Annotated in this window: 19 protein-coding genes; 3 read left to right on the top strand and 16 right to left on the bottom strand. The window is 64.3% G+C overall.

Going from position 1 to position 18061, the window contains the following annotated elements; all coding sequences use genetic code 11:
- Positions 1–245 precede the first annotated feature (245 nt).
- The 4 genes from EN850_RS27345 to rplS all read right to left on the bottom strand — a co-directional run bounded on the left by EN850_RS27345 (position 246) and on the right by rplS (position 3099).
- A complete protein-coding gene (locus EN850_RS27345) occupies positions 246–1043 on the bottom strand; it encodes a transporter substrate-binding domain-containing protein (RefSeq protein ID WP_127276794.1) in 798 nt (265 codons plus the stop codon).
- A gap of 169 nt (positions 1044–1212) precedes the next feature.
- A complete protein-coding gene (locus EN850_RS27340; protein WP_135922246.1) occupies positions 1213–1713 on the bottom strand; it encodes a MarR family winged helix-turn-helix transcriptional regulator in 501 nt (166 codons plus the stop codon).
- The gene (locus tag EN850_RS27335; protein ID WP_135863425.1) at positions 1710–2123 is read right to left on the bottom strand and encodes an organic hydroperoxide resistance protein; all 414 of its coding nucleotides are present in this window, start codon (positions 2121–2123) and stop codon (positions 1710–1712) included. The genes EN850_RS27340 and EN850_RS27335 overlap by 4 nt, the downstream gene beginning before the upstream one ends.
- A gap of 427 nt (positions 2124–2550) precedes the next feature.
- Positions 2551–3099, bottom strand: coding sequence for a 50S ribosomal protein L19 (gene rplS / locus EN850_RS27330; protein ID WP_096451662.1), 549 nt, complete (start codon positions 3097–3099; stop codon positions 2551–2553).
- Between the two features lie 338 nt (positions 3100–3437).
- On the opposite strand from rplS, the gene EN850_RS27320 reads away from it, so the two are divergent.
- Positions 3438–4190, top strand: coding sequence for a sulfite exporter TauE/SafE family protein (locus EN850_RS27320; protein WP_136092682.1), 753 nt, complete (start codon positions 3438–3440; stop codon positions 4188–4190).
- Here the strand turns inward: EN850_RS27320 and trmD are convergent.
- Both trmD and rimM read right to left on the bottom strand, forming a co-directional pair.
- The gene (gene trmD / locus EN850_RS27315) at positions 4172–4870 is read right to left on the bottom strand and encodes a tRNA (guanosine(37)-N1)-methyltransferase TrmD (protein WP_136092681.1); all 699 of its coding nucleotides are present in this window, start codon (positions 4868–4870) and stop codon (positions 4172–4174) included. The two genes, EN850_RS27320 and trmD, sit on opposite strands and share 19 nt — an antisense overlap.
- Positions 4867–5466: a ribosome maturation factor RimM gene (rimM, locus tag EN850_RS27310; protein WP_136092680.1), complete on the bottom strand. Its 600-nt coding sequence runs from the start codon at positions 5464–5466 to the stop codon at positions 4867–4869. The genes trmD and rimM overlap by 4 nt, the downstream gene beginning before the upstream one ends.
- Before the next feature lie 115 nt (positions 5467–5581).
- On the opposite strand from rimM, the gene EN850_RS27305 reads away from it, so the two are divergent.
- Together EN850_RS27305 and EN850_RS27300 are read left to right on the top strand one after the other, a co-directional pair.
- Complete coding sequence (locus EN850_RS27305) at positions 5582–6520, top strand: tyrosine recombinase XerC (RefSeq protein WP_136092679.1); 939 nt, start codon at positions 5582–5584, stop codon at positions 6518–6520.
- Positions 6521–6582: 62 nt separating this feature from the next.
- Positions 6583–7653, top strand: a complete 1071-nt coding sequence (locus tag EN850_RS27300) for a TraB/GumN family protein (RefSeq protein ID WP_127276291.1) — start codon at positions 6583–6585, stop codon at positions 7651–7653.
- A gap of 3 nt (positions 7654–7656) precedes the next feature.
- Here the strand turns inward: EN850_RS27300 and EN850_RS27295 are convergent, their stop codons facing one another.
- From EN850_RS27295 to EN850_RS27245, 10 genes are all read right to left on the bottom strand, one after another.
- The gene (locus tag EN850_RS27295; protein WP_135883808.1) at positions 7657–8133 is read right to left on the bottom strand and encodes a DUF2867 domain-containing protein; all 477 of its coding nucleotides are present in this window, start codon (positions 8131–8133) and stop codon (positions 7657–7659) included.
- Positions 8134–8901: 768 nt separating this feature from the next.
- A complete protein-coding gene (lpdA, locus tag EN850_RS27285; protein WP_136092678.1) occupies positions 8902–10308 on the bottom strand; it encodes a dihydrolipoyl dehydrogenase in 1407 nt (468 codons plus the stop codon).
- Positions 10309–10332: 24 nt separating this feature from the next.
- Positions 10333–11088 carry an SDR family oxidoreductase gene (locus EN850_RS27280; RefSeq protein WP_136092677.1) on the bottom strand — a complete coding sequence of 252 codons (756 nt, stop codon included), beginning with the start codon at positions 11086–11088 and terminating at the stop codon, positions 10333–10335.
- Positions 11085–11597 (bottom strand): hypothetical protein, encoded by a 513-nt coding sequence (locus EN850_RS27275; protein ID WP_246689285.1) that lies wholly within the window; start codon positions 11595–11597, stop codon positions 11085–11087. The genes EN850_RS27280 and EN850_RS27275 overlap by 4 nt, the downstream gene beginning before the upstream one ends.
- A gap of 35 nt (positions 11598–11632) precedes the next feature.
- Positions 11633–12910 (bottom strand): 2-oxoglutarate dehydrogenase complex dihydrolipoyllysine-residue succinyltransferase, encoded by a 1278-nt coding sequence (gene odhB, locus EN850_RS27270; protein WP_136092676.1) that lies wholly within the window; start codon positions 12908–12910, stop codon positions 11633–11635.
- Positions 12911–12956: 46 nt separating this feature from the next.
- Positions 12957–15941, bottom strand: coding sequence for a 2-oxoglutarate dehydrogenase E1 component (locus tag EN850_RS27265; protein WP_135883795.1), 2985 nt, complete (start codon positions 15939–15941; stop codon positions 12957–12959).
- Positions 15942–16038: 97 nt separating this feature from the next.
- On the bottom strand, positions 16039–16941 hold the full coding sequence (sucD, locus tag EN850_RS27260) for a succinate--CoA ligase subunit alpha (RefSeq protein ID WP_136092675.1): 903 nt from the start codon (positions 16939–16941) through the stop codon (positions 16039–16041).
- A gap of 12 nt (positions 16942–16953) precedes the next feature.
- Entirely contained in the window at positions 16954–17451 is a 498-nt protein-coding gene (locus EN850_RS27255; protein ID WP_136092674.1) for a DUF1579 family protein, read from the bottom strand.
- Positions 17452–17453: 2 nt separating this feature from the next.
- Positions 17454–17825 (bottom strand): cupin domain-containing protein, encoded by a 372-nt coding sequence (locus tag EN850_RS27250; RefSeq protein WP_136092673.1) that lies wholly within the window; start codon positions 17823–17825, stop codon positions 17454–17456.
- A 1-nt stretch (position 17826) separates the two neighbouring features.
- Complete coding sequence (locus EN850_RS27245) at positions 17827–18060, bottom strand: hypothetical protein (protein WP_135922252.1); 234 nt, start codon at positions 18058–18060, stop codon at positions 17827–17829.
- Position 18061: the final 1 nt, after the last annotated feature.

Below are 18061 nucleotides of genomic sequence, written 5' to 3'. Positions count from 1 at the left end.
GAATAGAAACCCCGAGACGGCAGCGCCCAGGCGCCCCCCTCTGTCCTGCCGGACATCTCCCCCTCAAGGGGGGAGATTGGCAGCATTGAACCCGCCGTCAGTTCTGCAGCGTTGGGAATTGGTGAAAGCCAAGACGACATCCGATCTCCGCCCTTGAGGGGGAGATGCCCGGCAGGACAGAGGGGGGCGCTCAAGCGCAAACTCAGCGCAAGTTCCTGCACAAGCACTGCTATCAACAAATAGGCCTACTGCCCCATCTTGTAATCAAGGAACCACTTCTTGTTCAGCGCATCCAGCGTGCCATCCGCCTTGAGCGCGGCGATCGCGGCGTTGACCGGCTTCACCAGGTCCGACCCCTTGGGGAAGATGAAGCCGAAATCCTCGGTGCCGAGCGGGCCGCCGATCAGCTTCAGCTTGCCCGCCGAAGCGTCGACATAGCCCTTGCCGGCGGTGCCGTCGGTCAGCACGACATCGACGTCGCCGGATTTCAGCGCCTGTACCGTGGCCCCGAACGTCTCGAACAGTTTGATGCGCGGGTTCTGCTCGTTGCCGTCGAGCACGCTGTAGACGGCGGTGTAGAACGGCGTCGTGCCTGCCTGCGCGCCGATCAGTCCGTCCTTGAAGGCGCCGAAGGTCTTGGCGTCGGTGAAGCGGCTTTCATCGCCGCGCACCAGCATGAACTGTTCCGAGCGCATGTAGGGATCGGAGAAATCCACCTTCTCCTTGCGGTCGTCCTTGATGGTGATGCCGGTCATGCCGATGTTGTACTGATTGTCGGAAACCGCCTGGATCATCGCGTCCCAGGAAGTGTTCTGGTACTCGACCTTGAAATTGAGCCGCTTGGCGATCTCGTTCATCGCGTCATATTCCCAGCCGATCTGTTTGCCGGTCTTGGCGTCGATGAACTGCAGCGGCGGATAGGCGTTTTCCGTCACCACCACCACCTTCTTGCCGCCGAGATCGGGCAGCGCCTGCGCGAAGGCGGCAACGGGCGCCAGGACCAGAGCCAACAGGCCGGCCAGCAGCAATTTTGATTTTGTCACGACACACTCCCCGAAATGATTGGCCGCGCGATGCCGGCGCGGCAGAGAAACCCGGCGCCGACTTTAGCTTTCCGCAAGCGCCTTGCAAGACGGGTCCACTGCGACGTTACGCATCAACGTGGATTCCAGTGCTTCCGGGAGGCGGTTTTGAGGGCAGTCCTTGCCGCGATCAATCTTGGTCGATCGTGGCTTCGCGCAATCCCGCGACCAGGCGGGTGAGCGTGCCATGTAGGGTTTTGAGCTCGGTCCACTCGAGCGGCATGCCGCAATCGAGCGCGGTCTGCACATCCTTCATGTTCGCGCGCAGGGCCTGGCCCTTGGCCGTCGGCTCGACCAGCACCCGGCGCTCGTCGGCGGCATCGCGCCGGCGGGTGACGAGCCCGCCCGCCTCCATGCGCTTGAGCAGCGGCGTCAGCGTCGCCGAATCCAGGCCGAGCGCCTCGCCAAGGTCGCCCACCGTGCTCGGCGCGCGTTCCCACAGCGCCAGCATCACCAGATATTGCGGATAGGTCAGGCCAAGCGGATCGAGCAGCGGCCGGTAGAGCTTAGTCATCAGCCCGCTCGCCGAATAGAGCGCGAAGCAGAGCTGCTGATCGAGCCGTGGCACGGGGATCGCCCCGGCGGCTTCCGCCGGGACTTCGCTGGCTTTCGTTTCGACCTTTGCCGTCATACCGCCTTTACCGAAAGCGCCACTTCGACATTGCCCCTGATGGCGTTCGAATAGGGGCAAATCTGATGCGCCGCCGATACAAGCGCTTCCGCGGCCGCCTGATCAAGGCCTTTCGTCTCCGCCGCCAACGCGACGCCGAGCTTGAAGCCCTCGCCATTGGGAAGCAGGCTGACCGTGGAGGTTACCGCGGCATCCGCGAGCGGCAGCTTCTGCTTGCGCGCGACGAAGCGGACGGCGCTTTCGAAGCAGGCGGCATAGCCGATGGCGAAGAGCTGCTCGGGATTGGTGGCGCCGCCCGGCCCGCCGAGCTCCTTGGGCATCGCCAGGTCGACCTTGAGCAAACCGTCAGCGGTCTCGCCATGGCCGGCGCGGCCGCCGGTGACGCGAGCCTGTGTGGTGTAGAGTGCCATATCGTAGTCTCCAATTAATTTGTACACGATTATTTAGTGTACAAGATAATTCGAGTCAAGCCTCCTGCTGCTGTGCTTTTCGCTGCCAACCCCTGAGTTCGTCATCCTAGGGTGGAGCAGTCGCGAAGCGACGTCGCGGAAACCCTAGGATCCATTCCGTGACGGTCAACCTAGCACAGCGGTTCAGATGGGGTCGCGCTCACCGGAGCCAGCTCTGCACCGTAGCGGCGCTCAGAAGTTGCGGCATGGATCCTCGGGTCTGCGCCGCGTCGCTTCGCTCCTTCCTTCGCCCGTGGATGACGACACACAGATGTCTCGGCCAATCGCCAAGGTGTCCGTAAACACGAAGAACCACGGTAGAATGCCTGGCTGTTCGCCAAAACGAAAAAGGCGGCCGAAGCCGCCTTTTGAATGGATTTCCGAAACCTTATTCGGCCGGAGTGGCTTCCGCGGCGGCCTTGGCTGCCTCGGCCTCGGCGGCCGCCTTCTTCTCGGCGGCTTCCTTGGCGGCCGTCTCGGCGGCCAGCGCCTGGGCGGCGGCGACCTTCTCGGCCTCGATGCGGGCCTTCTCGGCGTTCAGCGCATCGCGCTCCTCATCGTTGAGCTTGCGGGCGCGCACGCCGGTGTTTTCCGAAATACGGGCCGACTTGCCGCGACGGTCGCGCAGGTAATAGAGCTTGGCGCGGCGCACCTTGCCGCGGCGCACGATCTCGACGCCTTCGACCATCGGCGAGAACACCGGGAACACGCGCTCGACGCCTTCGCCATAGGAGATCTTGCGGACGGTGAAATTTTCCTGGAAGCCGGAACCGGCGCGGGCGATGACGACGCCCTCATAGGCCTGGACGCGGGTGCGGGTGCCTTCGGTCACGCGGACCTGGACGCGCACGGTGTCGCCGGGCTGGAATTCGGGAAGCTTGCGCTTGGCTTCGATCTTGGCGGCCTGTTCGGCCTCGAGCTGACGGATGAGATCCATCTTGAAATCCACTTCTTGTTCTTCCGACAGTCAGAGCGCCCTACGCTTGCCTTGCAGTTCCATTGACCGCTCGGCTATGCCCTTTGTCTCCAAGACATTTGTCTTTAAAACATCGGACAGGGGCGACTACACCGTCATTGTTGACGGGTCCGGAAGATTGTTCTTGCCGGTACGGGCGGGCACATACAGCTATTTCGGCGCTTTGTCACGCCTTGGCCATGCATTTTTTGCCGGCATGGCTCCCGGCATGGCACCATCGTAATCCTGTCGTGCCGGGTTGCGCCGGTCCGGCAAGGTTCCTAAGCCAGAAATAGCACAGTTCTTCACGGCGGCCTTCCATGTCAGTCTTCGATGCCATCCTGCTCTTCCTGGCGGGCTTTCTGTCAGGCGCCGCCAACGCGGTCGCCGGCGGCGGCACCTTCATCACCTTTGGCGCCATGACATTGATCGGCGTGCCGCCGATCGTCGCCAACGCCACCTCCTCGGTAACGCAATTTCCCGGCTACATCACGTCGACGCTCGCCTACTGGGACGACATCAGGCACTTCTGGCGCGGCGCGCTGCTGCTCTGCCTGATCTCCGCCATCGGCGCCATGGCCGGCGCGCTGATTCTGCTCGCGCTCGACAATCCATCCTTTCGGGCATTGGTGCCATGGCTGCTTTTGGGCGCGACCGCGCTGTTTGCCGCCGGACCATGGCTGAAGCCGGCGCCGAAAGCCGGACACGAAGCGGCCGTGGGCTCGCTCGCCGGTTCGCTGGCGCAGTTCATCACCGCCATCTATGGCGGCTTCTTCGGCGCCGGCATGGGCGTGATGATGCTGGCAACGCTCGGTCTGACCCAGGCCGGCGACTACCACCGGCTGAACGCGCTGAAGAACATGCTGGCCGTGGTCATCGCTGCAGTCGCCATCGTCGTCTTCGTCTCGGGCGGTGTCGTCGCCTGGCCGCAGGCGATCGTCATGATCCCGGGCGGAGCGCTGGGCGGCTATACCGGCGTCTGGATCGCCAAGCGCGTGCCGCAGAACGCGGTGCGCGGCTTCGTCGTCGCCGTCGGCCTGTTTCTGGCTTTTTACTATTTCACCAAGGGCTGAGCGCTCAAAAGATCGGGCCGCCTCTCCTTCGTCAGCCGCTCTGACTGGTCCCGCCGCCATTCGGCGATCTTCTTGTGATTTCCGGAGATCAGTACGTCCGGAATCGGCCTGCCCTCGAACTCTTGCGGCCGCGTGTAATGCGAATGTTCGAGCAGGCCGTTCTCGAAACTCTCTTCCTCGCCGGAGACCGCATTGCCCATCACGCCGGGCAACAGCCGCACCACCGCGTCGAGCAGCACGAGTGCTGCCGGTTCGCCGCCCGACAGGATGAAATCGCCGATCGAGACTTCCTCTAGGCCCCGCGCGTCGATCACCCGCTGGTCGACGCCTTCGAAGCGGCCACACAGGATGACAGCGCCCGGCCCGGCGGCGAGTTCGCGCACGCGCGCCTGCGTCAGTGGTTTGCCGCGCGGGCTCATCAGCAGGCGGGGGCGCGCATCTCCCGGCGGCGAGGCATGGTCGATCGCCTTCGCCAGCACATCGGCGCGCATCACCATGCCGGCGCCGCCGCCGGCCGGCGTGTCGTCGACGGTGCGGTGGCGGTCGGTGGCGAAGTCGCGGATATGGATCGCATCAAGCGACCAGGTGCCCGCTTCCAGCGCCCGCCCGGCCAGCGACAGGCCGAGCGCGCCCGGAAACATCTCGGGATAGAGCGTCAGCACCGACGCGGCAAAGCTCACCGGTTGCCCCCGGCGTCACGCGGTCCGCGCGGCCGGCCCTTGGGATCGAAATCGTCCTCGCGCGGCGCCTCGCCATCCTCGTCCTCGACCAGCCCGGCCGCCACCGGGTCGACGCGGACGAACCCCTCGGCGATCGACACGGCAGGCACGGCGGCCTGCGTGAACGGGATCAGCACGCCCTTGCGCCCGGCGAGCGTCACATCGAGGATGTCGCCGCCGCCGAAATTGTGCACCGCGACGACCTTGCCGATGGCAGCACCGGCATCATCCCGGATTTCCAGCCCGATCAGGTCGGCATGGTAGAATTCGTCCTCCTCGCCATCGTCCGGCAGCATCGAACGGTCGACGAACAGCTCCGTGCCGGCGAGCGCTTCGGCCGCGTTGCGGTCGCTGACGCCCTTGAAGCGCACCACGACAACGGTGTTGGCGGGCCTTATGTCGGTGATCTGGAAGGCACGGCCGTCCCTGGCGTAGAGCGGCCCGTAGTCTGCCAGCGCCATTGGATCGCCGGTGAAGGTTTTCACCCTGAGCTCGCCCTTGATGCCGTGGGCGGCACCGATCACGGCCATCTGGACGGGGTTTTGGAGCTTGCTCATGGCGAAAAATCCTTTGTCCCTGCTCTAGCGCCGCCCCGCCGTCATTTCAATGACGGGCTCTTCACCGCTTCCTAACCCGGCTGCCGGAAAATGACCGCGAACCGGAACAGACCCGATGCAGGAATTCCTCATACCGGCAAAACCCGATCTCCAGGCGGCGCGTGAAAACTGGCTGAAGATGCTGGCGCGCGAACGCCGGCTGTCGCCGCAAACCGTCGAGGCGTACGAGCGCGATTCTCGCCAGTTCCTGCACTTCCTCACCGGCCATATCGGCGGACCGCCCGGCATTTCCGATATCGCCAATCTGCGCCCGGCCGATCTGCGCGGCTTTCTCGCCGCCCGGCGCAATGCCGGCGCCGGCGCTCGCACGCTCGGCCGCGGGCTGGCAGGCATCCGCTCGCTACTGCGGTTCCTCGAACGGCGAGGCCTGGCCAATGCGGCAGGTGCCGCGGCCCTGCGGGCGCCGCGCCAGCCCAAATCGCTGCCCAAGCCGCTGACGGCGAGCGATGCCAGGCAGGTGGTCTCCGTCGAGGGTCAACTGGCCGAAGAACCCTGGATCGCCGCCCGCAACGCCGCCGTGCTGACGCTGCTCTACGGCTCGGGCCTGCGCATTTCGGAAGCGCTTGGCCTCAGCGCCGCCGATTTGGCATCTGAAGCCGACACCGTGCTGCGCGTCACCGGCAAGGGCGGCAAGACGCGGCTGGTGCCGGCGCTGCCGGTCGCGCTCAGGGCTGTCGCCGAATACCGCCGGCTCTGTCCCTACCATCTCGATCCAAAGGAGTTGCTGTTTCGGGGCGCGCGCGGCGGCCCGCTCAACCCGGCCATCATCCAGCGCGACATGGCAAAACTGCGCTCGGCGCTCAACCTGCCCGATACAGCGACGCCGCATGCCTTGCGCCATTCCTTCGCCACTCATCTGCTCGGCCGAGGCGGCGATCTGCGCACCATCCAGGAATTGCTCGGCCACGCCAGCCTGTCGACGACGCAGATCTACACCGGCGTCGACACGACGAGACTGCTGGAAATCTACGAATCGGCCCATCCCAGAGCCTGAACCCTTCAATTTTGCCGTCCCGATTAACGGTTTTGCCGCTTTTCGGTCCTAGGAATGGGATCATGAAACGCGTCATCGCCATCGCCGACCGTGCAGCTTCCATCTCGCTGAAGCTGCTTGTCGCGCTCAACGTGCTGTTTTTCCTATCCTTCCTTGCTGTCCTGCTGTTCGCGGCCGGCAGGGCGCACGCGGAAATCCCGACCTGCACTGGCGCCGACATGCTGTCGGCCTTGCAGAAGGGCAGCCCTGCCACCTACGACAAGATCGAGGCAGAGGCCGCTGCCACGCTCAACGGCAAGGGTCTGCTGTGGAAGCTGGAAAAATCAGGCGAACAGCCATCCTACCTGTTCGGCACCATGCACATGACCGATCCGCGCGTCACCACGCTGCCGGCCTATGCACAGAAGGCCTTTGACGCCGCCGGCACCCTCATCATCGAGACCACCGACGTGCTCGACAAGCAGAAGATGATGACGGCGATGCTGAAGGAGCCGGACCTGATGATGTTCACCGACTCCACGACGCTGTCGTCATTGCTGTCGCCGGACGAGGCGGCAGCCATGAACGCCGCGCTCGACGCGCGCGGCATCCCGCCGGCAACGGTCGCCAAGATGAAGCCGTGGATGCTGTCGGCCATGATGGCGCTTCCGGCTTGCGAACTCGCCCGCCAGTCCAGCGGAGCGCCGGTGCTCGACGTCAAGCTGGCCGAGAGTGCCAAGGCGGCGGGCAAGCCGGTGGAAGGATTGGAAACGGCCGAGAGCCAGTTGCGCGCCATGGCTTCCCTGCCGCTCGCCTTTCACATGAAGGGTCTGGTCGACACGCTGAAGCTGGGCGACAAGGTCAACGACATCAACGAGACCATGATCGTGCTCTACCAGCGTGGCGACACCGGCATGTTCTGGCCGCTCTTCCGCGCCGCCATGCCCGACGAGCAGAATGATCCCGCGGGCTACGCCGCCTTCGAGGAGACCATGATCACCAGCCGCAACAAGGTGATGGTCGATCATGCCGGGCCGATCCTGGCCAAGGGCAACGCCTTCATGGCGGTCGGCGCGCTGCATCTTCCCGGTCCCGAGGGACTGGTCGAGGATTTCCGCAAAGCCGGCTATACCGTCACGGCGGTGGGGCTTTAAGCCCTATTTGATCAAGACCTGAGCCAGCATCGCCGGAACGACGATGCGGTGAAACGGCATGATGATGGCGAGATAGGTCCGCCCAAGCAGATTATGCGTCTTCACGATCGTCGACGCAGCCACCTCCTGCCGGCCCGCGCCGAGATCGTTCACCTCCACCAGGATGCGGAAATCGAGATGCCGGTCGTCCAGCCCAAGGACGACCCTGCCATGTGTCTGGCTGATGAGCGGAAATATGCCGATCCTGCTTTCCGGCGGCGCGTCGGGTTCCGCCCCCGTTTTCAGCCCAAATGGCCTGACGGCGAGGTTGCGCAGCTGCGTCAGCAGGCCGACCCACCCCGGTGTCCGCCCCAGCACGCGTTCGGCCGCGCCAATGGCGGTCAGGGCAAGGCCATCGGTTATCAGCACATATCGGTCGGCGAACTGAGCGCCGGCAAGAGCACCTTCGGGATCAGGAAAAGTCCGTGCAGTGGGCGTCATACCGGCAAATCCCTCGTAACCAACGATAGCATCCGCTGGTGTGGCTGGCTGCGTGGCGAAACGCCGCCTGACCGACGCGTTCATCGCGGTCGGCGCGCCGCACTTCCCGATCCAGAGGGACTGGTCGAGGATTTTCGTAAAGCCGGCTATACTGTCGCCGCTGTCAATTGAGTCGGATGGCAACTGGCGGATCTGCCCGTCGTATTTTCGGCGTGTCCCTTCGCTAGCGTGAAACCTGTTCAACGATAGCGCGTTGATGTCTGTTGATTGATAATTTTCATCCACGGAGGACACTTTCATGGCGAACACACCAAACGACACTCCTAGGCCAAGCGGCGGCGGCGGCGGCAGCCCTTGGCTGATTGCGCTGGTCGTCGTTATTCTGGCGATTGTCGCGTATTACGTTTTCGGAAGAAGCGGCGAGCACCCGGCACCCGCCGAGCCGCCAGCGGCGAGCACCCCGGCCCCGGCGCCCGCGCCGGCTGAACCGATGAAGCCTGCCGAACCGGCCAAGCCAGCCGAACCGGCGCCCGCGCCCGCCCCGGCTCCTGCACCAGCGCCCGCGCCGGCCCCAGCGCCGGCCCCCGCGCCAGCTCCGGCACCGGCTCCGGCACCGGCCAACTGATCGGCTCGATATCAAAGACGAACGGCCCGCCGAATGGCGGGCCGTTTTGTTTTGGGCCACGAGCACGGGGTGTTTTGAGATTCAGGGCAGGCCGAACCGACCCGTCGTTCGCAGGCCGGCATCACCTGAATATCAAGACAACCCTAAATGTGGATCGGCTTGAAGAACGTGGCCAGCGCCGCTTCCTTCACCGCTTCCGACATCGTCGGATGCGCGTGGCAGGTGCGGGCCAGATCCTCCGACGAACCGCCGAACTCCATCAGCACCGCCGCCTCATGGATCATCTCGCCGGCGCCGAAGCCGACGATATGCACGCCGAGCACGCGGTCGCTCTGCTTGTCGGCGAGGATCTTCACGAAACCGTCGGTGTGCAGCATGGCGCGGGCGCGGCCGTTGGCGGTGAAGGGGAATTTGCCGACCTTGTAGTCGATGCCGGCCTTCTTCAGCTCCTCCTCGCTCTTGCCGACCGAGGCGATTTCCGGACTGGTGTAGACGACGCTCGGAATGACATCATAGTTCACGTGGCCGGCCTGGCCGGCGATGGTTTCGGCCACCGCCACGCCCTCGTCCTCGGCCTTGTGCGCCAGCATCGGCCCGGCGATGACATCGCCGATGGCATAGATGCCGGGCACGTTGGTCCTGAGATGCCCATCGGTCTTGACCCGGCCGCGCTCGTCGACCTCGACGCCCGCTTCCTTCAGCCCAAGGCTGTCTGAAAAGGCGCGGCGCCCGGTCGAGATCAGCACGACGTCGGCATCGATGGTCTCAGCCGCCCCGCCCTTCACCGGTTCGAAGGTGACGGTCGCGCCCTTCTTGGCCTTGGCGACGCCGGTGACCTTGGCGCCGAGCTTGAACTCGAAGCCCTGCTTGGAGAGCAGCCGCTGGAACTGTTTCGACACCTCGCCGTCCATGCCGCCCAAGATGGTGTCGAGGAACTCGACCACGGTGACCTTGGCGCCGAGCCGTGCCCAGACCGAGCCGAGCTCGAGCCCGATGACACCGCCGCCGACCACCACCAGATGGCCGGGAACCTTCTCCAACGACAGGGCCCCGGTCGAAGAGACAATCACCTTCTCATCGAAATCGACCTTGACGCCTGGAATACCGGCGACGTCGGAGCCCGTGGCAATGACGATGTTCCTGGTCTCGATCTCCTCGACCTTGCCGTCCTCGCCGGTCACCGAGACCTTGCCGGCTGCGACCACCTTGCCGGTGCCGCGGAAGGCATCGATCTTGTTCTTCTTGAACAGGAAGGCGACGCCGTTGACGTTGGCCGACACCGTCGCGTCCTTGTGCGCCATCATCTTCTTCAGGTTGAGCTTCGGCGCCGGTATCTCGACACCCAGCGTGTCGAAGGAATGGCCGGCCTCGGCGAACATCTCCGAGGCATGGAGCAGCGCCTTGGACGGGATGCAGCCGATGTTGAGGCAGGTGCCGCCGAAGGTAGCGTTCTTCTCGACCACCGCGACCTTCAGCCCAAGCTGTGCCGCCTTGATGGCGCAGACATAGCCGCCCGGTCCAGAGCCGATGATAACGACGTCATAAGCCATGTTTGTTTCCCTTTTGCTTGGGGCTCAGCGGCCGCCGCTGACATTCAGGATCGCGCCCGTCGTATAGGACGCGGCATCGGATAAAAGATAGAGGACCGCGCCGGCGACTTCATCCGCACTACCGGCTCTTTTCATCGGCAGCAGGTCGCGGAACCGTTCGATGCGGTCGGGCTGGCCGCCGGAGGCGTGGATTTCGGTGTCGATGATGCCAGGCCGCACCGCATTGACGCGGATGCCCTCCAGCGCCACCTCGCGGGCAAGCCCGATGGTGAAGGTGTCGATGGCGCCCTTGGAAGCGGCATAGTCGACATATTCACCCGGCGAGCCCAGCGTCGCCGCCGCCGACGAGATGTTGACGATCGCGCCGCCCGAACCGCCATGCCGCGTCGACATGCGCTTGACCGCCTCGCGGGCACACAGGAACGAGCCCACGACATTGATGCGCATCATGCGCTCCAGCCGCGAAACTTCCATCTCGTCGACGCGCGCCTTGACGTCGACGATGCCGGCGTTGTTGACGAAAGCGTCGAGCCGGCCAAAGGCGCGCTCGACGGCGCCGAACATGGCCACGATGTCGGTTTCCTTGCCGACATCGCCCCTGACGCCAACAGCGTCGCCGCCGCCGGCCTTGATCTCGGCAACCAGCGCATCGGCGGCAGCCTTGTTGGAGGCGTAGTTGACCGCGACACGATAGCCGGCCTTGGCTCCGAGCCGGCAGATAGCGGCGCCGATGCCGCGGCTGCCGCCGGTGACCAGCAGCACTTTTTGCATCGTGGTCATTCCTGGCACCCCTTCATCGAGAACACATCCGAGGGCACTTTCGAGAAGCCGGTGCCGCCGCCGTAGGCTCGGGATTGCCTGAGCACTGGCCCGAGATCGGGCAGGATCAGCGTCTTTGGCGCCTCTGCGCCCTCGGCCGGCAACAGGCCGACAGCGCCCTTGTCATCGGCCGTATAGATGACGCCGTTCCACAGCGTGCAGGCGGCAAGCTCGGCGCCGGTCACGTCACCCTCCGGGCATTTGTACATCAGCGCGCCGTTTGGCCGCGATACGTCCTGGGTCCACATGACGATGCCGTTCAGCACCACATTGTTGTCGAGGATCAAGCGAAACGTGTTGGTGACTGTGGCCGAGGTGCCTGTCGGGGTGAAGTCGATCTCGGCGCCACTTTGTGCATCGCCGTAAACGGCAAGCTCGATTGGACAGGCGGCCTGGGCATTTGCAACAGGCGCGAGAATGCCCGCCACCAGCACGACCGGTCCGGCGAGCCCAAGCAAACGGGCCGTCATTGGCCACCCCTGCCGCAACCCGCCATCCGACCGCCTCAGAGATCAAGCACCAGCCGTTCCGGATCCTCCAGGCTTTCCTTGACGCGCACCAGGAAGGTCACCGCTTCCTTGCCGTCGACGATGCGGTGATCGTAGCTGAGCGCCAGATACATCATTGGCCGGATCACGATCTGGCCGCCGACCACGACCGGCCGGTCCTGGATCTTGTGCATGCCGAGAATGCCCGACTGCGGCGCGTTGAGGATCGGCGTCGACATCAGCGAGCCATAGACGCCGCCATTGGAGATGGTGAAGGTGCCGCCCTGCATGTCGGCGACCGACAGCTTGCCGTCGCGCGCGGCGATACCCAGCCGGCCGATATCCTTCTCGATCTCGGCGATCGACATCTGGTCGGCGTCGCGCACGACCGGAACCACGAGACCCTTTTCGGTGCCCACCGCGACGCCGATATGGGCATAGTTCTTGAAGATGATGTCGGTGCCGTCGATCTCGGCATTGACCGAGGGGATTTCCTTCAGCGCGTGCGTGACGGCCTTGGTGAAGAAGCCCATGAAGCCGAGCTTCACGCCGTGCTTCTTCTCGAACACGTCCTTGTATTTGGTCCTGAGCGCCATCACCGCCGACATGTCGACCTCGTTGAAGGTGGTCAGCATGGCGGCGGTCGACTGCGCTTCCTTCAGCCGGCGCGCGATGGTCTGACGCAGCTTGGTCATGCGCACGCGCTCCTCGCGCGAAGCATCGTCGCCGGACGACGGCGCGCGCACGGCAACCGGTGCCGGCGCCGCCTTTGGCGTTTCGGCCGGCTGCGACGGCGCGCCCTTGGAGATGGCGTCCAGCACGTCGCCCTTCAGCACCTGGCCGCGCTTGCCCGAGCCGGAAAGCTGGTCGACCGACAGATTGTTCTCGGCGATCAGTTTTGCCGCCGCCGGCGCCGGCGGCATGGTGCGTGGCTCGACCGCGCCGGCATCGCCGGCAACCTTGGCGGTCTCGACCGCGGCCTGCTTGGTGGTCTGCGCCGCGTCGGGGCTGGACGCCTGCGCCACCGCTTGCGGCTTGGTCGCGGGAGCAGCCGCGCCACCGCCCGAAATCGAACCGAGCAGCGCGCCGACGCCGACCGTCTCGCCTTCTTTTACAGTGATTTCGCCGAGCGTGCCGGCGGCGGCGGCGGGCACTTCCACCGTCACCTTGTCGGTCTCGAGCTCGACCAGCGGCTCGTCGGCGGCAATGGCATCGCCGACCTTCTTGAACCATTTGCCGACGGTCGCTTCGGTGACGGATTCGCCCAGGGTGGGGACGCGGATTTCGGTAGCCATTGTGCCTGTCCGTTCTTTCGGTTCAGTTCTATTCGCCCAGTTCTGCCTATTCGCCGAGCGCGTCTTCGAGCAAGGCGGCGAGCTGGGCAAGGTGCTTCGACATCAGGCCGGTCGCCGGCGACGCGGCCGCGGGACGGCCGGTGTAGCGCACCCGCTGATGCTTGGCGTCGATATGCGCCAGCACCCATTCCAGATACGGATCGATGAACGACCAGGCGCCCATGTTCTTGGGTTCCTCCTGGCACCACACCATCTCGGCGTTCCGGAAGCGTGACAGCTCGGTGATCAGCGCCTTGGCCGGGAACGGGTAGAGCTGTTCGACGCGCAGCAGGTAGATGTCGTTGATGCCGCGCTTCTCGCGCTCCTCGTAGAGGTCGTAATAGACCTTGCCCGAGCACAGCACGACGCGGCGGATCTTGGAATCCTTGGTGAGCTTGATCGCCTGGTTGGGCAGCAGCTGGGCATCGTCCCACAGCAGCCGGTGGAACGAGCTTTCGCCCGAGATTTCCGGCAGCGTCGACACCGCCCGCTTGTGGCGCAGCAGCGACTTCGGCGTCATCAGGATCAGCGGCTTGCGGAAGTCGCGCTTCAGCTGCCGGCGCAAGATGTGGAAGTAGTTGGCCGGCGTCGTGCAGTTGGCGACCTGCATGTTGTCTTCGGCGCAAAGCTGCAGGAAGCGTTCCAGCCGGGCCGAGGAATGCTCCGGGCCCTGGCCTTCATAGCCATGCGGCAGCAGGCAGACGAGGCCCGACATTCTGAGCCACTTGCGCTCACCCGACGAAATGAACTGGTCGAACACCACCTGGGCGCCGTTGGCGAAGTCGCCGAACTGCGCCTCCCACAAGGTCAGCGCCTTCGGCTCGGCCAGGCTGTAGCCGTATTCGAAGCCTAGCACCGCCTCTTCCGACAGCATCGAGTTGATGACTTCGTAGCCGGCCTGCGCCGCCGACAGATTGTTGAGCGGGATGTAGCGGGTCTCGTCGCGCTGGTCGTAAAGCACGGAATGGCGCTGCGAGAAGGTGCCGCGCTCGGAATCCTGGCCCGAAAGCCGGATCGGGTTGCCGTCGAGCAGGATCGCGCCGAAGGCCAGCGCCTCCGCCGTCGACCAGTCGATGCCTTCGCCGGACTCGATCGCCTGACGCCGATTCTCGAGGAAGCGGATGATCGTCTTGTGCGCCTCGAAATCCTTCGGCACCTCGGTCAGCTTCTTGCCGATTTCCTTCAGCGTCTTGACCGGCACGGCGGTCTTGCCGCGCCGCTGTTCGTCCTGGTTGTCGGCCGTGCGCAGGCCCGACCAGGCGCCGTCGAGCCAGTCGGCCTTGTTGGGCTTGTAGGCCTGGCCGACTTCCCATTCGGCTTCCAGATGCGCGCGCCAATCGGCCTTGAGCTGGTCGAGTTCGGCCTGGGTGATGTGGCCTTCGGCGATCAGCCGGTCGCCATAGATCTGCACCGTCGTCTTGTGGGTGCGGATGTTGCGGTACATGAGCGGCTGCGTGAAGGCCGGCTCGTCGCCCTCATTGTGGCCGAAGCGGCGGTAGCAGAACATGTCCACGACCACCGGCTTGTGGAACTTCATGCGAAACTCGATCGCCACCTTGGTGGCGTGCACCACGGCTTCCGGGTCGTCGCCATTGACGTGGAAGATCGGCGCCTCGATCATCTTGGCGACGTCGGACGGATAAGGCGACGAGCGCGAGAAACGCGGATTGGTGGTGAAGCCGATCTGGTTGTTGATGATGAAGTGCAGCGTGCCGGCGACGCGGTGACCGCGCAGGCCCGACAAGCCGAGGATTTCGGCGATCACGCCCTGGCCGGCGAAAGCGGCGTCGCCGTGCAGCAAGAGCGGCAGCACCTTGGCGCGCTCTTCCAACGGCACGATCTCCTCGCGGCCGCGGCCGAACAGATAATCCTGCTTGGCGCGCGCCTTGCCCATCACCACGGGATCGACGATTTCAAGATGCGAGGGGTTGGCGGTCAGCGACAGGTGCACCTTGTTGCCGTCGAACTCACGGTCGGAGGAGGCGCCGAGATGGTACTTCACGTCGCCCGAGCCTTCGACCTCGTCGGGAGCGGCCGAGCCGCCCTTGAACTCGTGGAAGATGGCACGGTGCGGCTTGGCCATCACCTGGGAAAGCACGTTCAGCCGGCCGCGATGGGCCATGCCGAGCACGATTTCCTTCATGCCGAGCTGGCCGCCGCGCTTGACGATCTGCTCCAGCGCCGGGATCAGCGACTCGCCGCCATCGAGGCCGAAGCGCTTGGTGCCCTTGTACTTGACGTCGATGAACTGCTCGAAGCCTTCCGCCTCGACCAGCTTCTGCAGGATCGCCTTCTTGCCGGTGGCGGTGAAGGAAATTTCCTTGTCGGCGCCTTCGATCCGCGCCTGGATCCAGGCCTTCTCCTCGGGATCGGAAATATGCATGAACTCGACGCCGAGCGTCGAGCAATAGGTGCGGGTGAGAATTTCCAGCATCTGCCGGATGCTGCCGAATTCGAGCCCGAGCACATTGTCGAGGAAGATCGGCCGGTCGTAGTCGGCTTCGGTGAAGCCGTAATTCTCCGGCGACAGCTCGTTATAGTCTTCGAGCTTGGCAATGCCGAGCGGGTCGAGATTGGCGTGCAGATGGCCGCGCATGCGGAAGGCGCGGATCATCATGATGGCACGCACCGAATCGCGCGTCGCCTGGTGCACGTCGGCGTCGGACAGCACGACCCCGTTGGTGACCGCCTTGTCCTTGACCTTCTTTTCCAGGTGCTTCTCGACAATGCCCCAATTGCCGTCGAGCGCGGACACCAGTTCGCCATTGGCCTGCAGCGGCCAGGAGGGTTTTGCCCAGGAAGCGCCCTTGGCGTTCCTGCGCACATCACCGGCATCGTCCTTCAGACCCGCGAAGAACTCCTGCCACTCGGGATTGACCGAAGCGGGATCGTCCTCATAGGCGGCGTAGAGCGCGTCGATGTAATCGGCGTTGCCGCCATAGAGGAAAGAGGTGAGCGAAAACTGGTCGTTGGCCTGATCTTGTCGTGCCATTTTTGTCCGCGGAGCCTGGCTCCGTCTCCTTTTGAAGGGAATGGTGAGCAGTCAGCTGCTACTCACCGTTAGTCCCTATTCACTACTGCCTACTCACTTAACCCTTGATCGCCTCGACCAAGGTCGTGCCCAGCCGCGCCGGCGAGGGCGAAACCTTGATGCCTGCCGATTCCATCGCCGCGATCTTGTCTTCGGCACCGCCCTTGCCGCCGGAGATGACCGCGCCCGCATGACCCATGGTACGGCCGGCCGGCGCGGTGCGCCCGGCGATGAAGCCCGCCATCGGTTTCCTGCGGCCGCGCTTGGCCTCGTCCTTGAGGAACTGCGCGGCGTCTTCCTCAGCCGAGCCGCCGATCTCGCCGATCATGATGATCGACTTCGTCTCGTCGTCGGCAAGGAACATCTCGAGCATGTCGATGAACTCGGTGCCCTTGACGGGATCGCCGCCGATGCCGACGGCGGTGGTCTGGCCGAGGCCGACATTGGTGGTCTGGAACACAGCCTCATAGGTAAGCGTTCCCGAGCGCGAAACAACGCCGACCGAGCCCTTGCGGAAGATGTTGCCGGGCATGATGCCGATCTTGCATTCGTCGGGGGTGAGCACGCCCGGGCAGTTCGGCCCGATCAGCCGCGACTTGGAGCGGTCGAGCCGCGCCTTGACCTTGACCATGTCCATTACCGGAATGCCTTCGGTGATGCAGACGATGAGCGGGATTTCAGCCTCGATCGCCTCGATGATGGCTTCGCCCGCGCCAGCCGGCGGCACGTAGATGACGGAGGCGTTGGCGCCCGTCCTTTCCTTGCCTTCGGCGACAGTGGCGAAGATCGGCAGGCGCTCGCCCTTCGAGCCGTTCCAGGTCTCGCCGCCCTTCTTGGGATGGATGCCGCCGACCATCTTTGTCCCGTGATAGGCCAGCGCCTGTTCGGTATGGAACGTGCCGGTCTTGCCGGTCAGGCCCTGCACCAGCACCTTGGTGTTCTTGTCGACGAGAATGGACATCGGAGCCCTTTTCTAAAAACCGTTGATCGAGGAAGGCGAGACGCGCCGGTAGACGCCGCTCACCATGTCTTGCCAGCCTTCGCTGCCGGCGGGTTTGAATTGCAATCGCATGCGATAGGTGTCGGGATCTTCGAAACTATACGTCACGCGCGCGGCGCCGCGCGGCGACGACCGTTCCAGATTGAGTTCACTGCCGTTCCATATGCCGGTGGCAGGCGACACGGGCACGAAGCCCGTCGAATCGAACTGGTGCATGGTCACGACGCCATTTTGCTGGTCGAAACCAAACACGGTGTGCGAACCAAACGAAATCGTGCCGTCGCGGCGCTGGCGATAACGCTGCACCACGAACTGGCCGCCGAACTGTGCCTCAGCCAGCACTTCGCTGGTCGCCGCACCGCCATCGGCCCATTGTGTATCCGCCACCTCTTCTTCGCCGCGCCACGCACCGACCAGCGCCTGCAGGCGCTGGTGATCGGCCGAGAGCGAAGAGAAGGACGCCGCGTTCATGGTCAGAGCCGCTTCAGATCGGTGACGGTCAGATCGCTCTTGGCATTGCCGGTATTGAGCGTCGTCGCCGGCTCGAACATCAGCACCACCGGCTCCGGGGTCAGCGAACGCGGCCGGTGCTCGACGCCACGTGGCACGACGATGAAATCGCCCTCGCCAAGCTCGACCGGACCGTCGCGGAAATCGATGGCGATGCGCCCGCGCAGCACCAGAAAGGCTTCGTCCTCATGCTCATGCGCATGCCAGTCGAAAGTCTCGCCGAACTTGGCGACCTTCGCCTGGCTGTCATTGACGTCGCCGGCGATATGCGGATCGAAGACTTTTTTAATCGTCCGATCCGCCGCCTCGACGAGGTTTATCTTGCGCGGAGGCATTCTATGATTTCCGCCCTTGAAGTTCCGACTTCAGGTCACGCAGCACCGCTACAATCTCTCGATTTGTCTCGACGAGTTCACGAATAGCAGCAGCATTGTCATGGCCGGCGCGTTCTCGAGCCCGCACATATTGCTTCAGTGTCACGAGGCCCCAGACCCAGATCACCACGAAAACCGCCATCGGCAACCAGGCGATGATGTATCCAAGCAAGCTTTCGGTGGCGTCTTGTTCCACA

The sequence above is a fragment of the Mesorhizobium sp. M8A.F.Ca.ET.207.01.1.1 genome (assembly GCF_004794715.1).
Classification (GTDB): domain Bacteria; phylum Pseudomonadota; class Alphaproteobacteria; order Rhizobiales; family Rhizobiaceae; genus Mesorhizobium.
Note: the sequence above shows the minus strand (reverse complement) of the source record. Positions and strands in the feature narration are given on the sequence as shown.